Raw genomic sequence first — 17845 nt, 5'->3', positions numbered from 1 at the left:
GTATTGTAAAGCAGCGCTTTTATTTTGCTTAGTGGGAGCTCCACTAGCCCAGTCGGCGCAAGCCCAAGTGGTAACAACTGGACCCGATTCGACCCGCGTTAGTACGCCAGCGGTAGCTGATACCACGCGGCGCACCGAAAGGCTGTTCGGACTTCACCTGACGCGGCCAGCCAAAGCAGCCATGCTATCGGCGCTCGTGCCTGGTGCTGGCCAGATTTATAACCGCAAGTACTGGAAGCTCCCCATTGTGTACGGCGTGTTAGGCACGGCGCTTACGGTGGAATTTTTCTATCAAAGTCGCTTTAAAGAGTTCCGGGAAGCCAAAATAGCCCGCAACGATACTGATCCGTTGACCATTGATACTGGGCCTCTTTCCAGCACCATTGAAGACAATGCGACGATAGATCGAGGGTTAATTATCTACCGCCGCAACCGCGACAAATGGATTGCCTTTTCCGCCGTGGCGTATGCCATAGGCGTGGTTGATGCCCTCGTTGATGCCCACTTACGCGACTTCGACGTCAGCGACGATCTGAGCCTGCGCTGGGAGCCCACGATGCTCTATATGCCCACGGCGCAGCCCACGGCCGGCATCAACCTTAGTTTAAACTTGAAGTCTACTTCCCGCTCAACGAAATGAAATTGCTGCTGATTGGCTACGGCAAGATGGGCCAGGCCATTGAGGCCCAGGCTATTGTCCGAGGCCACCAGATTGTTGGTATCGTGGATCCCTCGCGGCCCGGTGTACGCATCTCCGACTTTGACGCTACGACCGTTGACGCGGCCATTGAGTTCACCCATCCTGATGCTGCCTTCGCTAATGTGAGCGCTGCCCTGCGCCAAGGGTTGCCAGTGGTTTGTGGCTCTACAGGTTGGCTCCATCATTTTCAGGAAGCCCGCGACCTATGTAAGGAGATGGGTGGGGGGCTTTTTTACGCTTCCAACTACAGCGTGGGCGTGAACTTGTTCTTTCATTTCAATGAGTACATCGCCGCCAAAATGCACTACTTTGGGGGCTACGATGTGCAGGTTCGCGAAATTCACCACACTCAGAAGGTAGATCAGCCCAGCGGTACAGCTCTTACCGCCGCTGAGTCTATCATTCGTCACTTTCCGACCAAAACCATCTGGCGCAACGAACCTACTACGGCTCCGGAAGAGTTAGCTGTACTTTCGGAGCGCACAGGTCAGGTAGTTGGTACACACATTGTTACATATTCCTCACCCGCCGATACCATTGAGTTGAAGCACGAAGCACATACGCGGGATGGCTTTGTTCAGGGAGCGCTGCTAGCTGCCGAATGGCTGCCGGGGCGCAAGGGTGTATTTGGGATGAAGGAGCTACTCGGATTGTAGGAACGCACCCTGTTATGATGTGTGTTATTAGCCAATTATCTAGTGGCTGACCTCTACAAAGCACATTCCTACATTAATTCGGATATTTAATCATTCAATTGTATCCTTGCTTTGCTTGGGCAGCGTGCTGCCCGTTTTCGTCTTGATTTATGGCCGTAAAATTCTGGGAGAAAACCTCCACTACCGAAGCAGCACCGAAAAAGCCGAAGGGCTTTTTGCGGGAGTGGGGCGACGCCATTCTCTTTGCTGTGGTGGTGGCCTCGCTTATTCGCTGGGCCACTTTTGAGGCGTATACCATCCCGACGCCTTCCATGGAAAGCTCCTTACTAGTCGGCGATTATCTATTTGTGAGCAAGCTGCACTACGGCCCACGCACGCCTCAAACGCCTCTGCAGGTGCCGCTTACTCACCAGACCATCTGGGGCACCAACATTAAGAGCTACTCCGACGCTATCCAGCTTCCCTCCTACCGCTTGCCTGGCTTTTCAGAAGTAACGCGGGGCGATGTTGTAGTTTTTAATATTCCATTTGAAAGCGAACACCCCGCCGACCTGCGCACCAACTATATCAAGCGTTGCGTAGCCGTAGCCGGTGATGTACTGGAAATAAAGAAGACCCAAGTGTTTATCAACGGTCAGCCGCTGGCGAACCCGCCGCAGATGCAATCCAGCTACTACTTACAGGTAGCTGAGCCCGTGCGTGATAAGGTATTTCAGGATTTGGGTGTAACCGACTCCAACACGCCAAATGGTGTTCCTCAAGCGCAGACGACAGCCATGGGACCTGCTTACGTGGTCAATACGACGTCCACTATTGCGGCTTATTTCAAGCAGCAGCCCTTTATCAAAGGGGTAGTGGAAGAAGTAGCGCAGCCCGGCCAAGCTGAATCGGAGGTTTTCCCGAACAATCCTGATTACCCGCACAGCACTCCTACGGCCGCGTTCCCTTGGAATCGGGACAACTATGGTCCGCTGCAAATCCCGAAAGAAGGTCAGACAGTGGAGCTTACGCCCCAGAACACGGCTATCTATCAAAAAATCATTATGCGCTACGAGCGTAATGAAGGCGTGACGTATGCGAATGGTGTGTTGTCGCAGAATGGCAAGCCGCTTACGAGCTACACGTTTAAGCAGAATTACTACTTCATGATGGGCGACAACCGCCACAACTCGCTTGATTCACGCTACTGGGGCTTTGTACCCGAAGATCATATCGTAGGTAAAGCCGTTCTGATATGGCTCTCAGTTGACCCTTATGCTGATTTCTTCAGCAAAATCCGTTGGAACCGTCTCTTCGACGTGATTCACTAAATCACTTTCAAGTTGGAAGCAAAAAAGCCCCCAGAGATATTCTGGGGGCTTTTTTGCTATATGGCTCACATATTAAACGTTGTTTTACCACTTAATTGGCTCTAGCCCATGCTGGCGCAGGTATTCGTTGGTTTTGCTGAAAGGTCGAGAGCCAAAAAAACCACGGTCAGCGGCGTAGGGCGACGGGTGTGCAGCTTTAAGCACCAAGTGCTTCTTCTCGTCGATTAGCTCCACCTTCTTTTGTGCATAGGCACCCCACAGGATAAATACAACGTGTTCTTTCTGTTCCGAAACGCGCTGAATAACCGTATCGGTGAATTGCTCCCAGCCCTTTTTTTGGTGCGAACCGGGCTCTGCGGCCCGAACAGTAAGCGTAGCGTTAAGCAAAAGCACGCCTTGTTCGGCCCAGCGGTCGAGGTTGCCATTGGAGGCAGGCGGCGTTTCGGGTAAATCGGCCTGCAACTCCTTAAAAACGTTTTGCAAGGAAGGTGGGGTGCGCACTCCTTCCGCCACCGAAAACGCTAAACCATGCGCCTGACCTTTTCCATGGTAGGGGTCCTGGCCCAGAATCACCACTTTGGTTTTATCGAAAGGGCACGCCTCAAAAGCATGAAAAATTTGCCCCCCGGGCGGATACACAGTAGTCGTGGCATACTCGCCCCGGACGAAGGCAGTAAGATGTTGAAAATAGGGCTTTTCGAACTCGTCTTGTAGTACTTTGCGCCAGCTTTCTTCTATCTTTATGGACATAGGGAAAAGTTTTTTACAGGTTCGGCAAGCCTTTCTGTGGATAGCTTGCGTAGATAAACCAAATTCCGAGAACGGCTGTTAGTTATCCACCGAACCGCACAGGCGCCATGAATACTACCACTACGCAGGGAGTGACCGTAAGTGTTACGACCAACTATTTACCCGATTATTCCAGCCCCGGCCAGGAACACTACGTGTTTGCTTATAAAATCGATATTCGCAACAACAGCGAGTATACAGTAAAGTTGCTCCGTCGCCATTGGTATATATATGATGCCAACGGCGTCGTGCGCGAAGTGGAGGGCGAAGGTGTGGTAGGCCAGCAACCCGTACTGGAGCCCAGTGAGGCACATCAATACGTATCGGGCTGTAATCTTAAGACCGGTCTGGGCAAAATGCGGGGCACCTACCAGATGGAGCGCCTCGCCGATGGCCGTGAATTCACAGTTGAGATTCCCGAATTCACGTTGGTTGTACCATATCGCCTAAATTAGCGGCAAGCTGTGGGTTTCACTTTCTAACTCACTTCTTTCAACCCGCAACCCCAAGTACTTGCTTTACCAAGCATTCAGTTACATCCAATTTTTGCTCCGCTCGGGGAATGCACACGGACTGCATTCCCCGTTCGTTTTTGCCCTCTACAACCATGTGGTTCGCCACACGGGCTTTTTTGCTCCCTATGAGGCTGTGGAGCACCGCCGCACTGAATTGCAAGCCAGTGAGCAAACGATAACCGTAACCGACTTCGGTGCTGGCTCTCATACGGGCGCCGGCCGACAGCGCCGCGTACGCGATATTGCGCGTACCGCCGCTAAGTCGCGGCAGCTTGGGCAGCTTCTGTTTCGGTTGGTTAACCATTTTCAGCCGCGTACGGTGCTGGAGCTAGGCACGTCGTTGGGGCTCACAACTGCCTACTTAGCTACGCCAAACAGCCACAGCCGAGTCCTTACGTTTGAGGGCTGTCCAGCTACCGCTGCTGTGGCCCGCGAAACATTCAGCAGTTTGGGGCTACGTAATGTGGAGCTTATCGAAGGTAACTTGGATGCTACCCTTGCTCCTACCTTAGCTGCCCTATCTACACCCGTCGACTTCGTTTTTTTCGACGGCAACCACCGCTACGAGCCCACGGTACGCTACTTCGAGCAGTGCCTAACTCGCCGCACCGATCAAAGCGTGTTCGTCTTCGACGATATTCATTGGTCAGCGGAAATGGAGAGTGCCTGGCAAACTATCAAAGCGCACCCAGACGTGATGTTGACCGTAGACCTGTTTTTTATGGGGCTAGTGTTTTTCAGGAAAAATCAGCCGAAACAGCACTTCTCGCTTCGCTTCGATAATGTGCTGGACAATTTATTAGATCGAGCCCGCCGCTTTTCTGCGTAAGCCAGAGGTGGACTGTTGGCTACCGAACCGCATCCCGAACTCGCGTAAGCTTCACCATTAACGCCTCCAGCTGATCCAAAGGCAACATATTGGCCCCATCCGATTTGGCAGTGGCTGGCGTAGGATGCGTTTCGATAAACAAACCATCAGCGCCAACCGCAATAGCAGCCTTGGCGATAGTTTCAATGAGAGCCGGCTGACCGCCCGTGACGCCACTGGCTTGGTTAGGCTGCTGTAGTGAGTGCGTTACGTCCATCACCACGGGTACATCGAAGCGCTGCATAACGGGCAGATTGCGAAAATCGACTACCAAATCGGCGTACCCAAAGGAGTTACCACGGTCGGTGAGCACCACGTGCTCGTTGCCCGACTGGCGCACTTTGTCTACCGCAAACTGCATAGCTTCCCCCGACAGGAACTGGCCTTTTTTAATATTGACCACCTTGCCAGTTTTGGCCGCTGCTATGAGCAGATCCGTCTGGCGGCACAGGAAGGCCGGAATCTGGAGGACATCAACGTACTCGGCCGCGAAAGCAGCTTCATCCGACTCGTGAATATCCGTGACGGTCGGCACCCCAATTTCGCGCCCTACTTTCTGCAGGATGCGCAGCGCCGTTTCATCTCCAATGCCCGTGTAAGAATCGAGACGGGAGCGGTTGGCCTTCCGGTAAGAGCCTTTGAAGATGTAGGGGATTTGTAGCTTATCCGTGATATGACGCACACGCTCCGCAATGCGTAAGGCCATGTCTTCTCCCTCAATTACGCAGGGACCAGCCATCAGAAAAAATTGGCCGGAATTGGTGTTACGGAAATGGGGTAGCGCGTTAGCCAGGGAGTCAAACATGAGCAGATTATAAGGTTTACTTTTTCTCCAAACAAATAAACAACTCTCTATCCTGCCGGGGCCTGATGGAGTTGTAGGCAGTCTCAAAATGCACGAACTCAAAGTACGGCTCAAAGTACGCGCGGTACTCATCGCGGGTGCCACCGAAAGGTGGTTCGGATGAGGGGCCAAAATCTGCTTCGAAAAGTAGACCTACCAATTTGCCCCCCGGCCGCAATAAATGCGCACACTGTCGGGCATAATCAGAGCGGAGCGCACGGGGCAGAGCGCAAAAAAACGTCTGCTCTATAATTAAATCGTAAGGTGGCTCAGCCGACAGCGTAAAAAAATCTTGCTGCACTAAATGCCCCCGAGGGAAGCCAGGCACGCGTTGCTGCAGCGCTTCCAGCGCCTCTGACGCTAGGTCCACTACAAACACTTCACTGAATCCTTGATTGTGTAGGTATTCGGCTTCATACGCCCTTCCCGCGCCTGGAATGAGGATACGCCGATCATCGGACGGACCTAGTTGCTTAAAATAATCCTGTAGTGGAGGCGTTATGGCTCCCACATCCCAACCTGTTTGGCCGGTAACATAACGGGTCCGCCAGTAGGCCTCGTCAAGCAGTAAATCCATATTTGCGCAAATGGAGTATTTAGTGCCGAAACTTGCCCACGTGGGTAAGTCCTTTATTTTTGTGCGTAAAGGTAGCGTACCGTCCTAACTAGCCGCGTACTTCCACATTAATTAACCAATCCCCTTCCTCAATGGAACAAAACGAAAACACGGAGCCTAAAAACAAGAGCCGTCTTTTGCTAATAGTGGCTCTATTTCTGGTTCTGGCCGGTATTAATGCCCTGCTTTTCTACATGAACAATCAGAAAGGCAAGCAGAATGAGCAGCTGACAGCCGAGGTAAAAGCAAAGGATGTCCGGCTCGAGGAACAGATTAAACAGTACGAGACCCTCAAAGCCGATTTTGAGCGTCAAAGCCAAGAAGTACAAGCCATGGGCTTGGCCAATGACTCCTTGGAAGCCCGCATTGCTACAATCAACTCTGATTTGCTGAAGCTTCGCTCCTTCCGCAAAGGCAGCTTCTCGCTGGCTGAGCAGGCTCGCTTCCGCAACCGCGCTACCAACTTGGAGCAGCAACTACGGAAGAAAGACGAAGAAATTGCTCAGCTAAAAGCTGACAATGAGGTGTTGTACACCGAAACCACCACGCTGAAAGAGCGTCAGAACAAGCTTACTGACACGATTTCGACCATCGCTCGCACCAACCAAGAGCTTACGGAGAAGGTAGCGGTAGCCTCCCGCCTTCAGGCCGATAACATCCGGGTGAATGTGATTAACTCTCGCAACAAAGAGAAGGACGACGACGATAACGAGTTTCGGGCTAAGCGCGTGGAGAAAATCAAGGTTACTTTCAACCTTGCTCGCAACGACGTATCGCCCAAGGAAACCAAGCAGATTATGATGCGCCTCGTGGAACCTGATGGCTCAGCCCTGTACAACCTGAGCACTGGTGGTGGCACTTTCATGATTGATGGCTCAGAAGCCTTCTACACCGCTAAGCAGGACATCGTGTATGACAACACGCGTCAGCCCGTACAGTTTGTGTACGCGAAAGGTGCAGCCTACAAAACCGGTCTTCACACCGTTGAACTGTATGAAGGCGGTGTAATGATCGGCAAATCAACTTTTACTCTGAAGTAGGTCACAAAGCATTCTCGCTTATAAAAAAGCCCCCAGATTATTTCTGGGGGCTTTTTTATTTCAAATAGTAAAGTGAATCGGTTTTCTAGGCTTGCATAATTTGCGCCTCAAACTCCTCAATCTGCTTAATTGTAGCACTGATGTTTTCCGTGAAAATAGTAACAACAGATCCTTCGCGGGCCGTGGTCAGCACGTGACGAATGGCGTCCACTTCGTTTTCGATGTAGGTAATTGGCAGATCAGGCTTATCCAAGCGCAGGCCTCGCATCATAATTTCCTGTAGGTATTCCGCTGTTTTTCCCCGCAAGTCACGGTCTTGGCGCAATACCACTTCATCGAAGATACTTCCCGCGATGCGCGCAAAGCCTAGTGTGTCTTCGTCGCGCCGGTCGCCCAGCCCCGATACTATCCCGACTTTGTGCGTAGCCGGCGTGTTATTCAGGAATTCAGCATACTTGCTAATGCCTGCCGTATTGTGCGCATAGTCGACAATAACCTCGAAATGGGGAAACTTGAACACGTTCATCCGGCCCGGCGTCTTGGCTGCCGACGGCACAAAGGTGCGTAGCGCCGTCTTTATATCGTCGCGCTCAAAGCCGGCTACATAGCCAGCTAGTGCCACAGCAAGGCAGTTTTCAATGTTGAAGCCAGCGCGTCCGCCCAGCGTTACCGGAAACTCCGCCGCCCGATCGATGCGCAGCTTATAGCTGTTCTGATAAATGGTTACATAGCCTTCCTCATAGACCGCTGCTACGCCGCCCGCTTCCACATGATCGAGAATGCGGGGGTTATTTTCGTTCATGCTGAAAAACGCCACTTTGCACTGCAACCGTTCGGCCATGGCATATACCAAGTCGTCGTCGGCATTTAGGATTGCCCAGCCGCTTTTGTGCACCGTACGAGGCAGCACGCCCTTCACAGCAGCCATTTCCTCTACTGTATGGATATCGCGCATGCCCAGGTGGTCGGCGGCTACGTTGGTAACGACGGCAATATCACAGGTGTCAAACCCCAGCCCGGAGCGGAGCATGCCGCCGCGCGCCACTTCCAGCACGGCGTAATTCACGGTAGGATCACGCAACACAAACTCTGTGCTTTGACTGCCCGTGCAGTCACCTTTCTGCAACTGGTTACCTTGGATGTAAATTCCGTCTGTGGTTGTGAAGCCTACTTTGTAGCCTTGGGCCGCCACCATATGCGCAATCAGGCGTGTAGTGGTGGTTTTACCATTAGTGCCCGTAACAGCAATAATGGGAATACGCGAAGTAGAACCGCGCGGGAAAAGCATATCTACAACGGGCGCTGCTACGTTGCGTGGCAAGCCTTTGGTAGGAGAAATATGCATACGGAAGCCAGGGGCAGCATTCACCTCAATCACAGCTCCGCGCGCCTCGTTCAGCGGGATGGCAATATCAGAAGTCAGCAGATCGATACCACAGATATCGAGGCCGATAATTCCGGCCGCGCGCTCGGCCAACAGCACGTTATACGGATGCACTAAGTCAGTAACATCGGTAGCGGTACCACCCGTACTGATATTGGCAGTGCTCTTCAGAAATAGCTCCTCCCCTTCCGGTAACACTGATTTTAGCGTCAAATCGTGAGCCTTGAGAATGGCATTCGTATGCTTGTCGGCCTTTATTTTGGTCAGCACTTTCTCATGTCCTTCTCCCCGACGTGGGTCCAGATTTACCTGATCAATCAGCTCCTGAATGGTGCTGTGTCCATCACCAACCACGGCGGCTGGGGTACGTTTGGCGGCGGCTACCAACTTGCCATTCACTACCAACAGTCGATGGTCAAATCCTTCAATGAATTGCTCTACGATCACAGCGCGAGAGTATTCCTGCGCCTCTTTAAAACCACTTTGAGCCGATTTCCAGTCTTGAATATTAATGCTGGCTCCTTTGCCGTGATTTCCATCCAATGGTTTCGTCACGATGGGAAAGCCAAGTTCCTCAATAGCATCGCGCAGACCATCCAGTGAATATACTGTGGTACCACGCGGTACAGGCACCCCGGCATCGGCCAACATCGCTTTGGTGCGGTTCTTATTGCCGGCGATATCAACGGAGAAATAGCTTGTGTAGGATGAGGTAGTGGCTTGAATGCGCTTTTGATTCACCCCGTAGCCCAATTGTATAACCGACGTGTTCTTAAGCCGGATATAAGGAATCCTACGTGACACTGCTTCCGACACAATACTGTAAGTGCTCGGCCCAAAGAATTCTTCCTCCCGAATATTGTGTAGCTCCGCAATAATGGGCTTTACATCCACTTTCTGCTTATGGCATAAAGCATCTACAATCTCTACTGCGGCATTTGCGGCTACGCGCCCGGCGCGCTCTTCCTGATATGTAAATACAACGTATTCTACTCCTTCCTCCTGCGTGGCCGGATATGATTTGCCCCAGTACACTGGCATACCAGCAAGACGCTGTAGTTCAAGGGCTACGTGCTGAATCACGTGGCCTAGTGGTTCACCATCCGTAAGCTGCTCTTGGGTTAACGGGGGGTGCTTAATAGCCTGTTTGGATGAGTCGGGTGAAGCACAAGGCTGGCCTACTCCAGGTAGCAACTTCGTGAGCCGACCCGCCAAGCCTGGTATGGCGTTAGACCATTTATCGGCCAGATCCTCCAGGTCTACTTTCATCACAATAAGCTTCAGGTGCTTGACAGACCAATAGCTTGGGCCGCGCATAGTGCGGAGGTCGGTAATTTTCATAGGAAGTTGAGGCGAAAAGAGGTAATGCTAGCGGGCAGTTGTACGCACAAATGAAATGTAGGGATAATGCGCGCATAAAGTCATTTATCGCCGCGCAAAATACGTCCTTAGACTAGCGTTCAGCCAATATAGTGGCCTTTCGATAGCGTGTGTCTGCTTCTTTCCGCGCTTAAGGCTTTGTACAAGAGCTAGCTCAACTGTTCAGCTATCATAACAGTCAGAGAATAAAGCAAAAAACCCCGGTTGGGGCTAATCAACCGGGGTACTAAGCAAAAGAAAACAGGAACAGGAAAGAGGTGACGGGCGGATTCGAACCGCCGTAGGAGGTTTTGCAGACCTCTACCTAGCCACTCGGTCACGTCACCGGGTAATGAGGGTGCAAACTTACGCCATTATCTGAGGTTCGCCAAACCTGGGGGGCTTTTTTCAGCTCTGTTCCGTCTAAGCTCTTGGTTGCGTGCGAAGTAGAATCAGAAGACTATTATCATTAAGCTACCAACAACACATAAAAAAGGCCCTGACGAATGTCAGGGCCTTTTCTTAGGCATAAGCTAAGAAAACCTAGGCTTTCTCTTCGTCCTTCTTGTCGGCCTCTTCGTTGCCAGGCAGTAAGTCCTTTGCTTTTTCAACCACATCACCAGCTACTTCTTTCGCTTTCGCGAATGCAGCCGAATCAGCTACGGTGTCTACTACATCACCAGCTACTTCCGATACCTTGTCGAAGGCAGCAGAGGCAGCACCGGTTACGGCAGCCAGAATACCACCAGTAGCAGCAGGCGCCTCCTCGGTAGTGTCAGCCTCAGCAGCAGGAGCTTCTTCGGCTTTAGCGGCTTTTGGAGCCTTCGGAGCTTGTGCTTCCAACTTCTGAACACCAGCGTCGCGCTCGTTGCCCATCATCTTGTCACGCAGAGCGGACAGCGCATCTAGGTCACCGAGGGTCGACTTGTCGGCAGTAGCCGGCTTCTTGAGGTCGCTCAGCTTGCCTTCGCCTTGAGCAGCACCGGCAGCTTGGCCAGCAGTTGGCTTCTTCTTCGCGAACTTCGAAGCACGAGTGTCTTCCTCCTGCTGCGCCTGATTGAAGACGGCAGTGTGCGACAACACGATACGACGATCATCCTTCGAGAACTCAACTACACGGAAGTCGAGCGACTCGCCGTTCTCGGCGTTCGAACCATCTTCCTTCACCAACGACTTGGGGTAAGCGAAACCTTCGATGCCGTAAGGCAACTCGAGTACCGCGCCACGGTCGTTTTTCTCCGTGATAGTGGCTTTGTGCACCGAACCAGGGGTAAATACCGTCTGGAACGTATCCCAAGGGTTTTCCTCCAACTGCTTGTGACCAAGAGCCAAACGACGGTTCGCAACGTCCAATTCCAATACGAGCACGTCCAGACGGTCGCCTACCTTCACCACTTCGGATGGGTGTTTGATCTTTTTAGTCCATGACAGGTCAGACACGTGCACGAGGCCGTCTACACCCTCTTCCAGTTCTACGAACAGGCCGAAGTTGGTTAGGTTGCGCACGAGGCCGTTGTGCTTGGTTCCTACAGCGTACTTGCCGCCAAAGTCACCACGAGTCCATGGGTCTTCGCTCAATTGCTTGATACCAAGGCTCATCTTGCGGTCTTCGCGGTCCAGTGTCAAAATCTGCGCTTCTACCACGTCGCCCTGCTTGATGAAGTCTTGCGGGTTGCGCAGGTGCTGGCTCCAGCTCATTTCTGAAACGTGGATCAGGCCTTCTACGCCAGGCACGATTTCCATGAAGGCACCATAGTCGGCGACGTTCACGATGCGGCCTTTTACTTTCGAGCCTACGCCCATATCGGCGGGCAGCGAATCCCATGGGTGAGGAGTCAGCTGCTTCAGGCCCAACGAGATACGCTTCTTGGCTTCGTCGAAGTCAAGCACAACCACGTTGAGTTTCTGATCAAGCTGCAACACTTCGCTCGGATGAGCGATGCGGCCCCACGAGATATCGGTGATGTGCAACAGACCGTCGACACCGCCGAGGTCGATAAACACACCGAAGTTTGTCATGTTCTTGATGACACCTTCCAGAATCTGACCTTTTTCGAGGTTGTTCAGGATGGCTTCGCGCTGCTTCTCCAGGTCCTTCTCAATCAGGACTTTGTGCGAAACAACTACGTTGTCGAAAGCGGCATTGATTTTTACCACTTTCACTTCCATGCGGCGACCAACATAGATGTCGAAGTCACGGATGGGCTTCACGTCAATCTGCGATCCGGGCAGGAAGGCTTCTACGCCGTCCAGTTCCATGATCAGACCACCTTTAGTCCGACGCTTTACTACGCCTTCCAGAATGTTATCAAACTCCAGAGCGTCATAAATCGACTTCCAAGCCTGCTTGATCTTCGCCTTCTTGCGCGAAAGAATCAACTGGCCGTTCAAATCTTCCTGGTCTTCGATGAACACCTCAACTTGGTCACCAATTTTCAGGTCAACCAGGTCGCGGAATTCGGATAGGGGCACGAGGCCGTCGGATTTGAAGCCAATGTTCAGGATAACGTCGCGGTCGGTGATGCCCACTACGGTGCCCTTCACTACTTCTTCCTCCTGGACGGTGGTCAGCGTGTCGCCGTACATTTTCTCCATCTCGGCGCGCTGCTCGGGGCTATAATTGCCACCAAAGCCGGTCGCTCCGACGTTGTCCCAGTCGAAGTTATCTGCTACTTCTGCCATAGTTACTGTTTGGCCCTTATCTACACGTCCGGCTCAGGGCCACCTACCGAAACGCGTTATGAGTAACTCCCTGAAGCTGAGGCTTCAGACCCGCCACCCTGGCGGGGCGGCAAAGGTACGGAGTTTTTAGCGCACGTTATATAGTTAGTATGGTAATCTGCTAAAGCTATTTGCTTCTCGATGAAGACTCAAATCCCCTCTGCGCTCCATTACTATAAATGCGCTTTCCTCATTAATTCTTTGGCTAGCGTCTCGCTTAGTTCATCGTGCGGTTTTCCTAATTCATAGCGCGAACTCTACAAACCTAAAAAAAGCCCCCCAGACGCCTCCGTAACCCATAAAAGGCAAGATCAGTAAGGAGTGAATACAACCCTATTCATTCCCAAAACACTCTTCTTATGAGTTACATCAAAGCCGGGCCAGATGCCCAAGGCAACCCCGTTAAACTACACTACACCGATTTGGGCCAGGGCACGCCCGTGGTGCTTATTCACGGCTGGCCGCTGAGCTACGAGTCGTGGGAATACCAACTGAACGAGTTGCCTAAGCACGGTCTGCGCGTAACTGCTTACAGCCGCCGCGGCTTCGGCAACTCCGATAAGCCTTGGGATGGCTACGACTACGATACCTTCGCCGACGATTTGAAGGCTGTGCTTGACGAGCTGAACCTGAATAACGTAACGCTAGTCGGCTTTTCGATGGGCGGCGGTGAAGTGGCGCGCTACATGAGCCGGCACGGCGGGGCTCGCGTGAGCAAAGTCGTGTTCGTATCGGCCGTGACGCCATACTTGCTCAAGACGGACGACAACCCGGACGGCGTGGATAAGTCGGTGTTCGATGATATGATTGAAAATATCAACAAAGACCGTTTCGACTTCCTTTCTTCCTTTGGCAAGAAGTTCTATGGGGTAGGCGTTATCAGCCACCCCGTCAGCCAAGCCACGCTTGATTGGACTCAAGCTTTGGCCCAATTCGGCTCGCCGCGTGCGACGGAGCAATGCGTACGGGCCTTCGGTGGCACTGACTTCCGCCAGGATCTACAGAATATAAAGGTGCCTGCTTTAGTTATTCACGGTGAAGACGACCAAACAGTCCCAATCAAAAACAGCGGCGCCCGGATGCAGCAGTATCTGCCGCATGCTACCTATATTGAGTATAGCGGAGGCCCACACGGTGTATTTATTACCGATAAAGACAAGCTAAACCGTGACTTGCTACAGTTCATTGGACAAGGTCAAGAACAGGTGCGAGGTGCCCAAAGCACAACGACTTACTAGGTCGTACACGGCGCATAAAAAAAGCCCCCAGAAGTGTTTCTGGGGGCTTTTTTATATGATAAACAATCTACTTTCTGCCCATCTCGCGCAGGTAGGATACGTGCGATGCCACAGCGTAACGCATCTTAGGATACTCGTTGTAAGTGATGTCAAATTCCTCGCACATCTGCTTGATGATCTTACTGATAGCAGGGTAATGAACGTGCGAAATCTTGGGGAATAAGTGGTGCTCTACCTGAAAGTTCAGACCACCCACGAGCCAGCTAATGACTTTGTTATGCGTAGCGAAGTTGGCGGTAGTCTTAATCTGATGAATAGCCCACTCGTCTTCCAATTTGTTCGTGATTTCGTCGGGCATGGGAAAGGCAGCATGTTCTACGGTATGTGCCAGCTGAAATACCAAGCTCAGAGTAAAGCCCGCTACGGCCGCGAAGATTACGAAACCTACCAGCCACGACACGAAGCCTACCGTGTAAATTGGAAGAGCCATGAATAGCAATAGGTGAATCACTTTGAAGCCCCAGAAAACCGACTGGTCAGTGGCCGTCATTTTCTTGATTGGCATCCCCCGATTTTACCCTTGAAATACTTCTGGTAATCCATAAAGAATATCCACGCGATGTAGAGCAGGGCGTAGAGAAACCAGAAATAAAGATGCTGGAAGCGGTGGAGTTTGCGGCGGGGCTGGGTGCTGCTCATGCGCATCCATGGCTGCACGTCGAGGTCATCATCCACACCGTCCACATTGGTATACATGTGGTGGATGAGGTTGTGTTTCATGTTCCACATGAAGCTATTGCCGCCCAGAACATTCAGAGTAAACGCCGCGAACTGGTTGAGCCACTTTGACTTGCTGAAGCTGCCGTGGGCGCCGTCGTGCATGACGTTGAAGCCGATAGCCGCTCCAATGCCGCCGAGCAGAATACACTCCAGAATACCTAGAAAGGCGCTTGGTGTGAAAAATACCAAGTGCAGATACACCAACACGAAAGCCGTCGTCAGGATAAGCGCCTTAACAAAAAGCCCGGAGTTGCCGGTTTGCGATTTGCCCGCTTCCTCGAAGTAGGCGTTAATCCGAGATTTTAGCTCGGTGTGAAAAGAGCGGGAAGCCGCAAACTTAGGAACTGACATGAACGCTGATTGGGTGGAATGGGGGGCAAAGGTATGCCTCTAACCTCAACCAGCGACGGTTAGTTTAAAGCAGCGCAGTAATTCCTTTTGGTACGAGAAGGAAATGGGGCGGCAAACCTTCGTTTACCGCCCCATTCGTAGCTCAATTCAGGTAGTCGTGCCAGTTCTGATCTATCGTACCGGCTGAGAGCTTCAGGAAGCCCGCCAAGGTAGGCTTCTTGGGTTGCTGCCGCACCGTGAGGCCCGCTTCGTGTGGTGTGCGATGCCCTTTAGCGTGGTTGCAGCGGGCACACGCCGTGAGCAGATTTGTCCACGACGATTCGCCACCGCGAGAACGAGGCAGTACGTGGTCCAACGTCAGGTTTTTGGTTGAGCCGCAGTACTGACACTCAAAATGGTCGCGCTTCATGATGTTGTGGCGACTCAGGGCAATGCCTTTGTAAGGCACGCGTACATAGCGCTGCAAGCGGATAATACTAGGCTTCGGGAAAGACTGGCTAATGGAGCGCAGCGTACCATCCGACTTGGCTATCATCTCAGCCTTGTCCAAAAAAAGCAACACAAAAGCCTTCTGCACGCTGCAAAGCGTAATCGCGGTGTAGTCACCGTTTAAGACAAGCACTTTTTGATCCATACGCTCAGGGAGAATCCGGTTAGCGAAAGCTAGGTGATTCTTAGCGCATTAACAACAGCCGCTGAGTTAAGTTTCCTTTAGCCTAGGGCCGTGGGGGGCTTTTTTTAGAGAAATAGCAGCATGCTTTGGCTTAGCGTTATTTCAATCCGGCAACAGCCGCTTGATCAGGCGCAGCTTGTGCGAGTATTTCTGGCGCTGCCGGTTGTAAATCCCATTGTGGTCGAGCGGGTCGATGCGAACCTCCCCGCTGGCGTGCAGAATCTGCTGGTCTTCCAGCAGCATGCCTACGTGCACGATATTACCCTCGGCATTATCAAAAAAAGCAAGATCCCCGGGCTGGGTCTGCGAAACGAAATGAACGGTACGGCCGTGGTCAATCTGTTGGCGGGCGTCGCGGGGCAGTTGGATATCCACTAAGCCATACAACTGCTGCATGAGGCCCGAGCAGTCGACGCCGAAAAGCGTTTTGCCCCCCCATAAGTATGGCGCCTTCAAAAAGGCCTGGCCCATTTTCTGAAGCAGCGCGGCTTTGCGCCCCGGGTCGCCATTAGACGTCGGATTGGTAGCGGCTCCATTATAAAAGAGTTGCCGCTCACCCAAACGCAGGGTCATACCATCAAAAAAAGGCAGGCGGGCGCCCAAGGAAATAGGCTGACGCGTGTCGGAATCGCTTACCATTTGCACCACATCGAGGCTGCGCGGGTGGGCATGTGCGCCCCATTCGGCAAAGTAGGTGCTGGTCACGGGCAGGTGTTGCTTCACGTCCATCCAGCCCACGTATTGGTCGGCGGCAATGCGCACTTGGCACCAATTGCCCTGAACGAGCACGATAGTATAGCACTCGCCAAAAATGAGTTGGGTGACAATTTCGGCCCGATCATTAGGCTCGGCCCGCACCGGCACCACGCTCAGGGGGCAAATTCCGTATTCCAAGGAAGTTCGAAAGTTTAAGTTTTGAAGCCAGAAAGCTTGCTACTACCGGCCATTCGGTCTGGTAGCAACGGTTTTCTAACAACCACAGGCAAAGCTATATTCCTAATAAGGGAAATGCACCCTATTTAGCCCTAAACTTTAGTAGTCGCGCGCCCGGTCCATTTCGCGCTTCTGGTCTTTGGCTTTGATGTCTTCGCGCTTGTCGTAGAGCTTTTTGCCTTTGGCCAACGCAATTTCGAGCTTCGCAAAACCCCGGTCGCTTACAAACAAACGGATGGGAATAATGGTAAGACCCTGCTCCTGGCTCTTATCAGAAAGCTGGCGCAACTCACGCTTGGTGAGCAGCAATTTCCGCTCGCGGGTAGGCTCGTGGTTGTTGTAAGTGCCTTCGGTGTACTTGGAGATAGACAGGTTGTGCACCCACAGGCTGCCATCGGGGTGGAAAATGCAGAAGCCATCCTGCATGTTCACGTTGCCGTCGCGGATACTCTTTATTTCGGTGCCTTGCAGCATCATGCCCGCGTCGTACTTCGTCAGGAAAGAATACTCGTGGCTGGCCCGGCGATTCACAATATTGACTTTGCGCGGAGCGTCTTTTTCTTTGGCCATACTAATAGAAAGCGCGGTGAGGCGCTGATTAAGCAGATGTTGGGGAACCGGCGCGCAAGGCAGCAAAACGAGCCGCCAGTTTTTCGCTTTGTACGATGCGCTGTCCGGTACGACCAGTTGCGACCAGCCGTGCACCCACTCGGACTTCTACGGCGCAAGTCAGTTCCCGATTTTCCAGGGCGGCAAAAGTAGCGCGAAATTCAACGGTTTCGCCTGCGAAGGCCGGCGCGTGGTGCTCCACGTGCAGCATCGTCCCAATCCCCTCCTCCCCTGCTTCCAGCATTTCCAGCACAAACAGCCGCCCCGCCCACTCCATGCCTCGCCCCAGCGCAAACGTGCTTAGCACGTCGTGCACTGTGTGGCCTTCCATCGTAGCAAAGTCAGCCGCCGTGACGATGAAAGAATAAGTTTTGACGTCGCCCGGTTGAAAGGGGTTTTTCATGTCATGTAACGTGAAGACTCGTGAAATCAGACCGTCATGCAGAGCGGTAGCGAAGC

The 17845-nt window shown here is 52.4% G+C and carries 18 protein-coding genes and 1 tRNA gene; 7 read left to right on the top strand and 12 right to left on the bottom strand.

Annotation, left to right across the window (positions count from 1 at the left end; translation table 11 throughout):
- The first annotated feature begins 31 nt into the window (after nucleotides 1-31).
- The 3 genes from EPD59_RS06100 (at nucleotide 32) to lepB (ending at nucleotide 2666) form a co-directional block, all read left to right on the top strand.
- Nucleotides 32-640, top strand: coding sequence for a DUF5683 domain-containing protein (locus tag EPD59_RS06100; RefSeq protein WP_133272015.1), 609 nt, complete (start codon nucleotides 32-34; stop codon nucleotides 638-640).
- Nucleotides 637-1356, top strand: coding sequence for a 4-hydroxy-tetrahydrodipicolinate reductase (gene dapB, locus EPD59_RS06095; RefSeq protein WP_133272014.1), 720 nt, complete (start codon nucleotides 637-639; stop codon nucleotides 1354-1356). The genes EPD59_RS06100 and dapB overlap by 4 nt, the downstream gene beginning before the upstream one ends.
- Before the next feature lie 149 nt (nucleotides 1357-1505).
- On the top strand, nucleotides 1506-2666 hold the full coding sequence (gene lepB, locus EPD59_RS06090; RefSeq protein ID WP_133272013.1) for a signal peptidase I: 1161 nt from the start codon (nucleotides 1506-1508) through the stop codon (nucleotides 2664-2666).
- 84 nt (nucleotides 2667-2750) lie between these two features.
- Here the strand turns inward: lepB and EPD59_RS06085 are convergent, their stop codons facing one another.
- Nucleotides 2751-3416: a uracil-DNA glycosylase gene (locus tag EPD59_RS06085; protein ID WP_133272012.1), complete on the bottom strand. Its 666-nt coding sequence runs from the start codon at nucleotides 3414-3416 to the stop codon at nucleotides 2751-2753.
- A gap of 107 nt (nucleotides 3417-3523) precedes the next feature.
- Between EPD59_RS06085 and apaG the strand changes: the two genes are divergently transcribed.
- The gene (gene apaG / locus EPD59_RS06080) at nucleotides 3524-3910 is read left to right on the top strand and encodes a Co2+/Mg2+ efflux protein ApaG (RefSeq protein WP_133272011.1); all 387 of its coding nucleotides are present in this window, start codon (nucleotides 3524-3526) and stop codon (nucleotides 3908-3910) included.
- A gap of 58 nt (nucleotides 3911-3968) precedes the next feature.
- A complete protein-coding gene (locus EPD59_RS06075; protein ID WP_133272010.1) occupies nucleotides 3969-4799 on the top strand; it encodes an O-methyltransferase in 831 nt (276 codons plus the stop codon).
- Between the two features lie 19 nt (nucleotides 4800-4818).
- On the opposite strand, the gene kdsA is transcribed toward EPD59_RS06075, so the two are convergent.
- Nucleotides 4819-5643, bottom strand: a complete 825-nt coding sequence (gene kdsA, locus EPD59_RS06070; RefSeq protein ID WP_133272009.1) for a 3-deoxy-8-phosphooctulonate synthase — start codon at nucleotides 5641-5643, stop codon at nucleotides 4819-4821.
- 16 nt (nucleotides 5644-5659) lie between these two features.
- Nucleotides 5660-6259 carry a methyltransferase gene (locus EPD59_RS06065; RefSeq protein WP_133272008.1) on the bottom strand — a complete coding sequence of 200 codons (600 nt, stop codon included), beginning with the start codon at nucleotides 6257-6259 and terminating at the stop codon, nucleotides 5660-5662.
- A 131-nt stretch (nucleotides 6260-6390) separates the two neighbouring features.
- Here EPD59_RS06065 and EPD59_RS06060 point away from each other — a divergent pair, with 131 nt between their 5' ends.
- Nucleotides 6391-7338 (top strand): hypothetical protein, encoded by a 948-nt coding sequence (locus EPD59_RS06060; RefSeq protein ID WP_133272007.1) that lies wholly within the window; start codon nucleotides 6391-6393, stop codon nucleotides 7336-7338.
- 85 nt (nucleotides 7339-7423) lie between these two features.
- Here the strand turns inward: EPD59_RS06060 and cphA are convergent, their stop codons facing one another.
- From cphA to rpsA, 3 genes are all read right to left on the bottom strand, one after another.
- The gene (cphA, locus tag EPD59_RS06055) at nucleotides 7424-10063 is read right to left on the bottom strand and encodes a cyanophycin synthetase (protein WP_133272006.1); all 2640 of its coding nucleotides are present in this window, start codon (nucleotides 10061-10063) and stop codon (nucleotides 7424-7426) included.
- A gap of 294 nt (nucleotides 10064-10357) precedes the next feature.
- Nucleotides 10358-10428 (bottom strand) — tRNA-Cys (locus tag EPD59_RS06050).
- A gap of 196 nt (nucleotides 10429-10624) precedes the next feature.
- Entirely contained in the window at nucleotides 10625-12763 is a 2139-nt protein-coding gene (gene rpsA / locus EPD59_RS06045; protein WP_240731640.1) for a 30S ribosomal protein S1, read from the bottom strand.
- A gap of 398 nt (nucleotides 12764-13161) precedes the next feature.
- On the opposite strand from rpsA, the gene EPD59_RS06040 reads away from it, so the two are divergent.
- Nucleotides 13162-14040: an alpha/beta fold hydrolase gene (locus EPD59_RS06040; RefSeq protein ID WP_133272005.1), complete on the top strand. Its 879-nt coding sequence runs from the start codon at nucleotides 13162-13164 to the stop codon at nucleotides 14038-14040.
- Nucleotides 14041-14107: 67 nt separating this feature from the next.
- Here EPD59_RS06040 and EPD59_RS23530 read toward each other — a convergent pair whose 3' ends face one another.
- From EPD59_RS23530 to EPD59_RS06015, 6 genes are all read right to left on the bottom strand, one after another.
- Complete coding sequence (locus EPD59_RS23530; protein WP_317128465.1) at nucleotides 14108-14530, bottom strand: fatty acid desaturase family protein; 423 nt, start codon at nucleotides 14528-14530, stop codon at nucleotides 14108-14110.
- A 56-nt stretch (nucleotides 14531-14586) separates the two neighbouring features.
- Nucleotides 14587-15171 (bottom strand): fatty acid desaturase family protein, encoded by a 585-nt coding sequence (locus EPD59_RS23525; protein WP_317128464.1) that lies wholly within the window; start codon nucleotides 15169-15171, stop codon nucleotides 14587-14589.
- Between the two features lie 142 nt (nucleotides 15172-15313).
- The gene (locus EPD59_RS06030) at nucleotides 15314-15805 is read right to left on the bottom strand and encodes an HNH endonuclease (RefSeq protein ID WP_133272004.1); all 492 of its coding nucleotides are present in this window, start codon (nucleotides 15803-15805) and stop codon (nucleotides 15314-15316) included.
- A 141-nt stretch (nucleotides 15806-15946) separates the two neighbouring features.
- Nucleotides 15947-16738 carry a C40 family peptidase gene (locus EPD59_RS06025; protein ID WP_240731639.1) on the bottom strand — a complete coding sequence of 264 codons (792 nt, stop codon included), beginning with the start codon at nucleotides 16736-16738 and terminating at the stop codon, nucleotides 15947-15949.
- Nucleotides 16739-16876: 138 nt separating this feature from the next.
- Nucleotides 16877-17347, bottom strand: a complete 471-nt coding sequence (gene smpB / locus EPD59_RS06020; RefSeq protein ID WP_133272003.1) for an SsrA-binding protein SmpB — start codon at nucleotides 17345-17347, stop codon at nucleotides 16877-16879.
- Between the two features lie 28 nt (nucleotides 17348-17375).
- Nucleotides 17376-17789 carry a thioesterase family protein gene (locus EPD59_RS06015; RefSeq protein ID WP_133272002.1) on the bottom strand — a complete coding sequence of 138 codons (414 nt, stop codon included), beginning with the start codon at nucleotides 17787-17789 and terminating at the stop codon, nucleotides 17376-17378.
- Nucleotides 17790-17845: the final 56 nt, after the last annotated feature.

Origin of the sequence: Hymenobacter radiodurans, assembly GCF_004355185.1 — a bacterium.
GTDB lineage: Bacteria > Bacteroidota > Bacteroidia > Cytophagales > Hymenobacteraceae > Hymenobacter > Hymenobacter radiodurans.
Note: the sequence above shows the minus strand (reverse complement) of the source record. Positions and strands in the feature narration are given on the sequence as shown.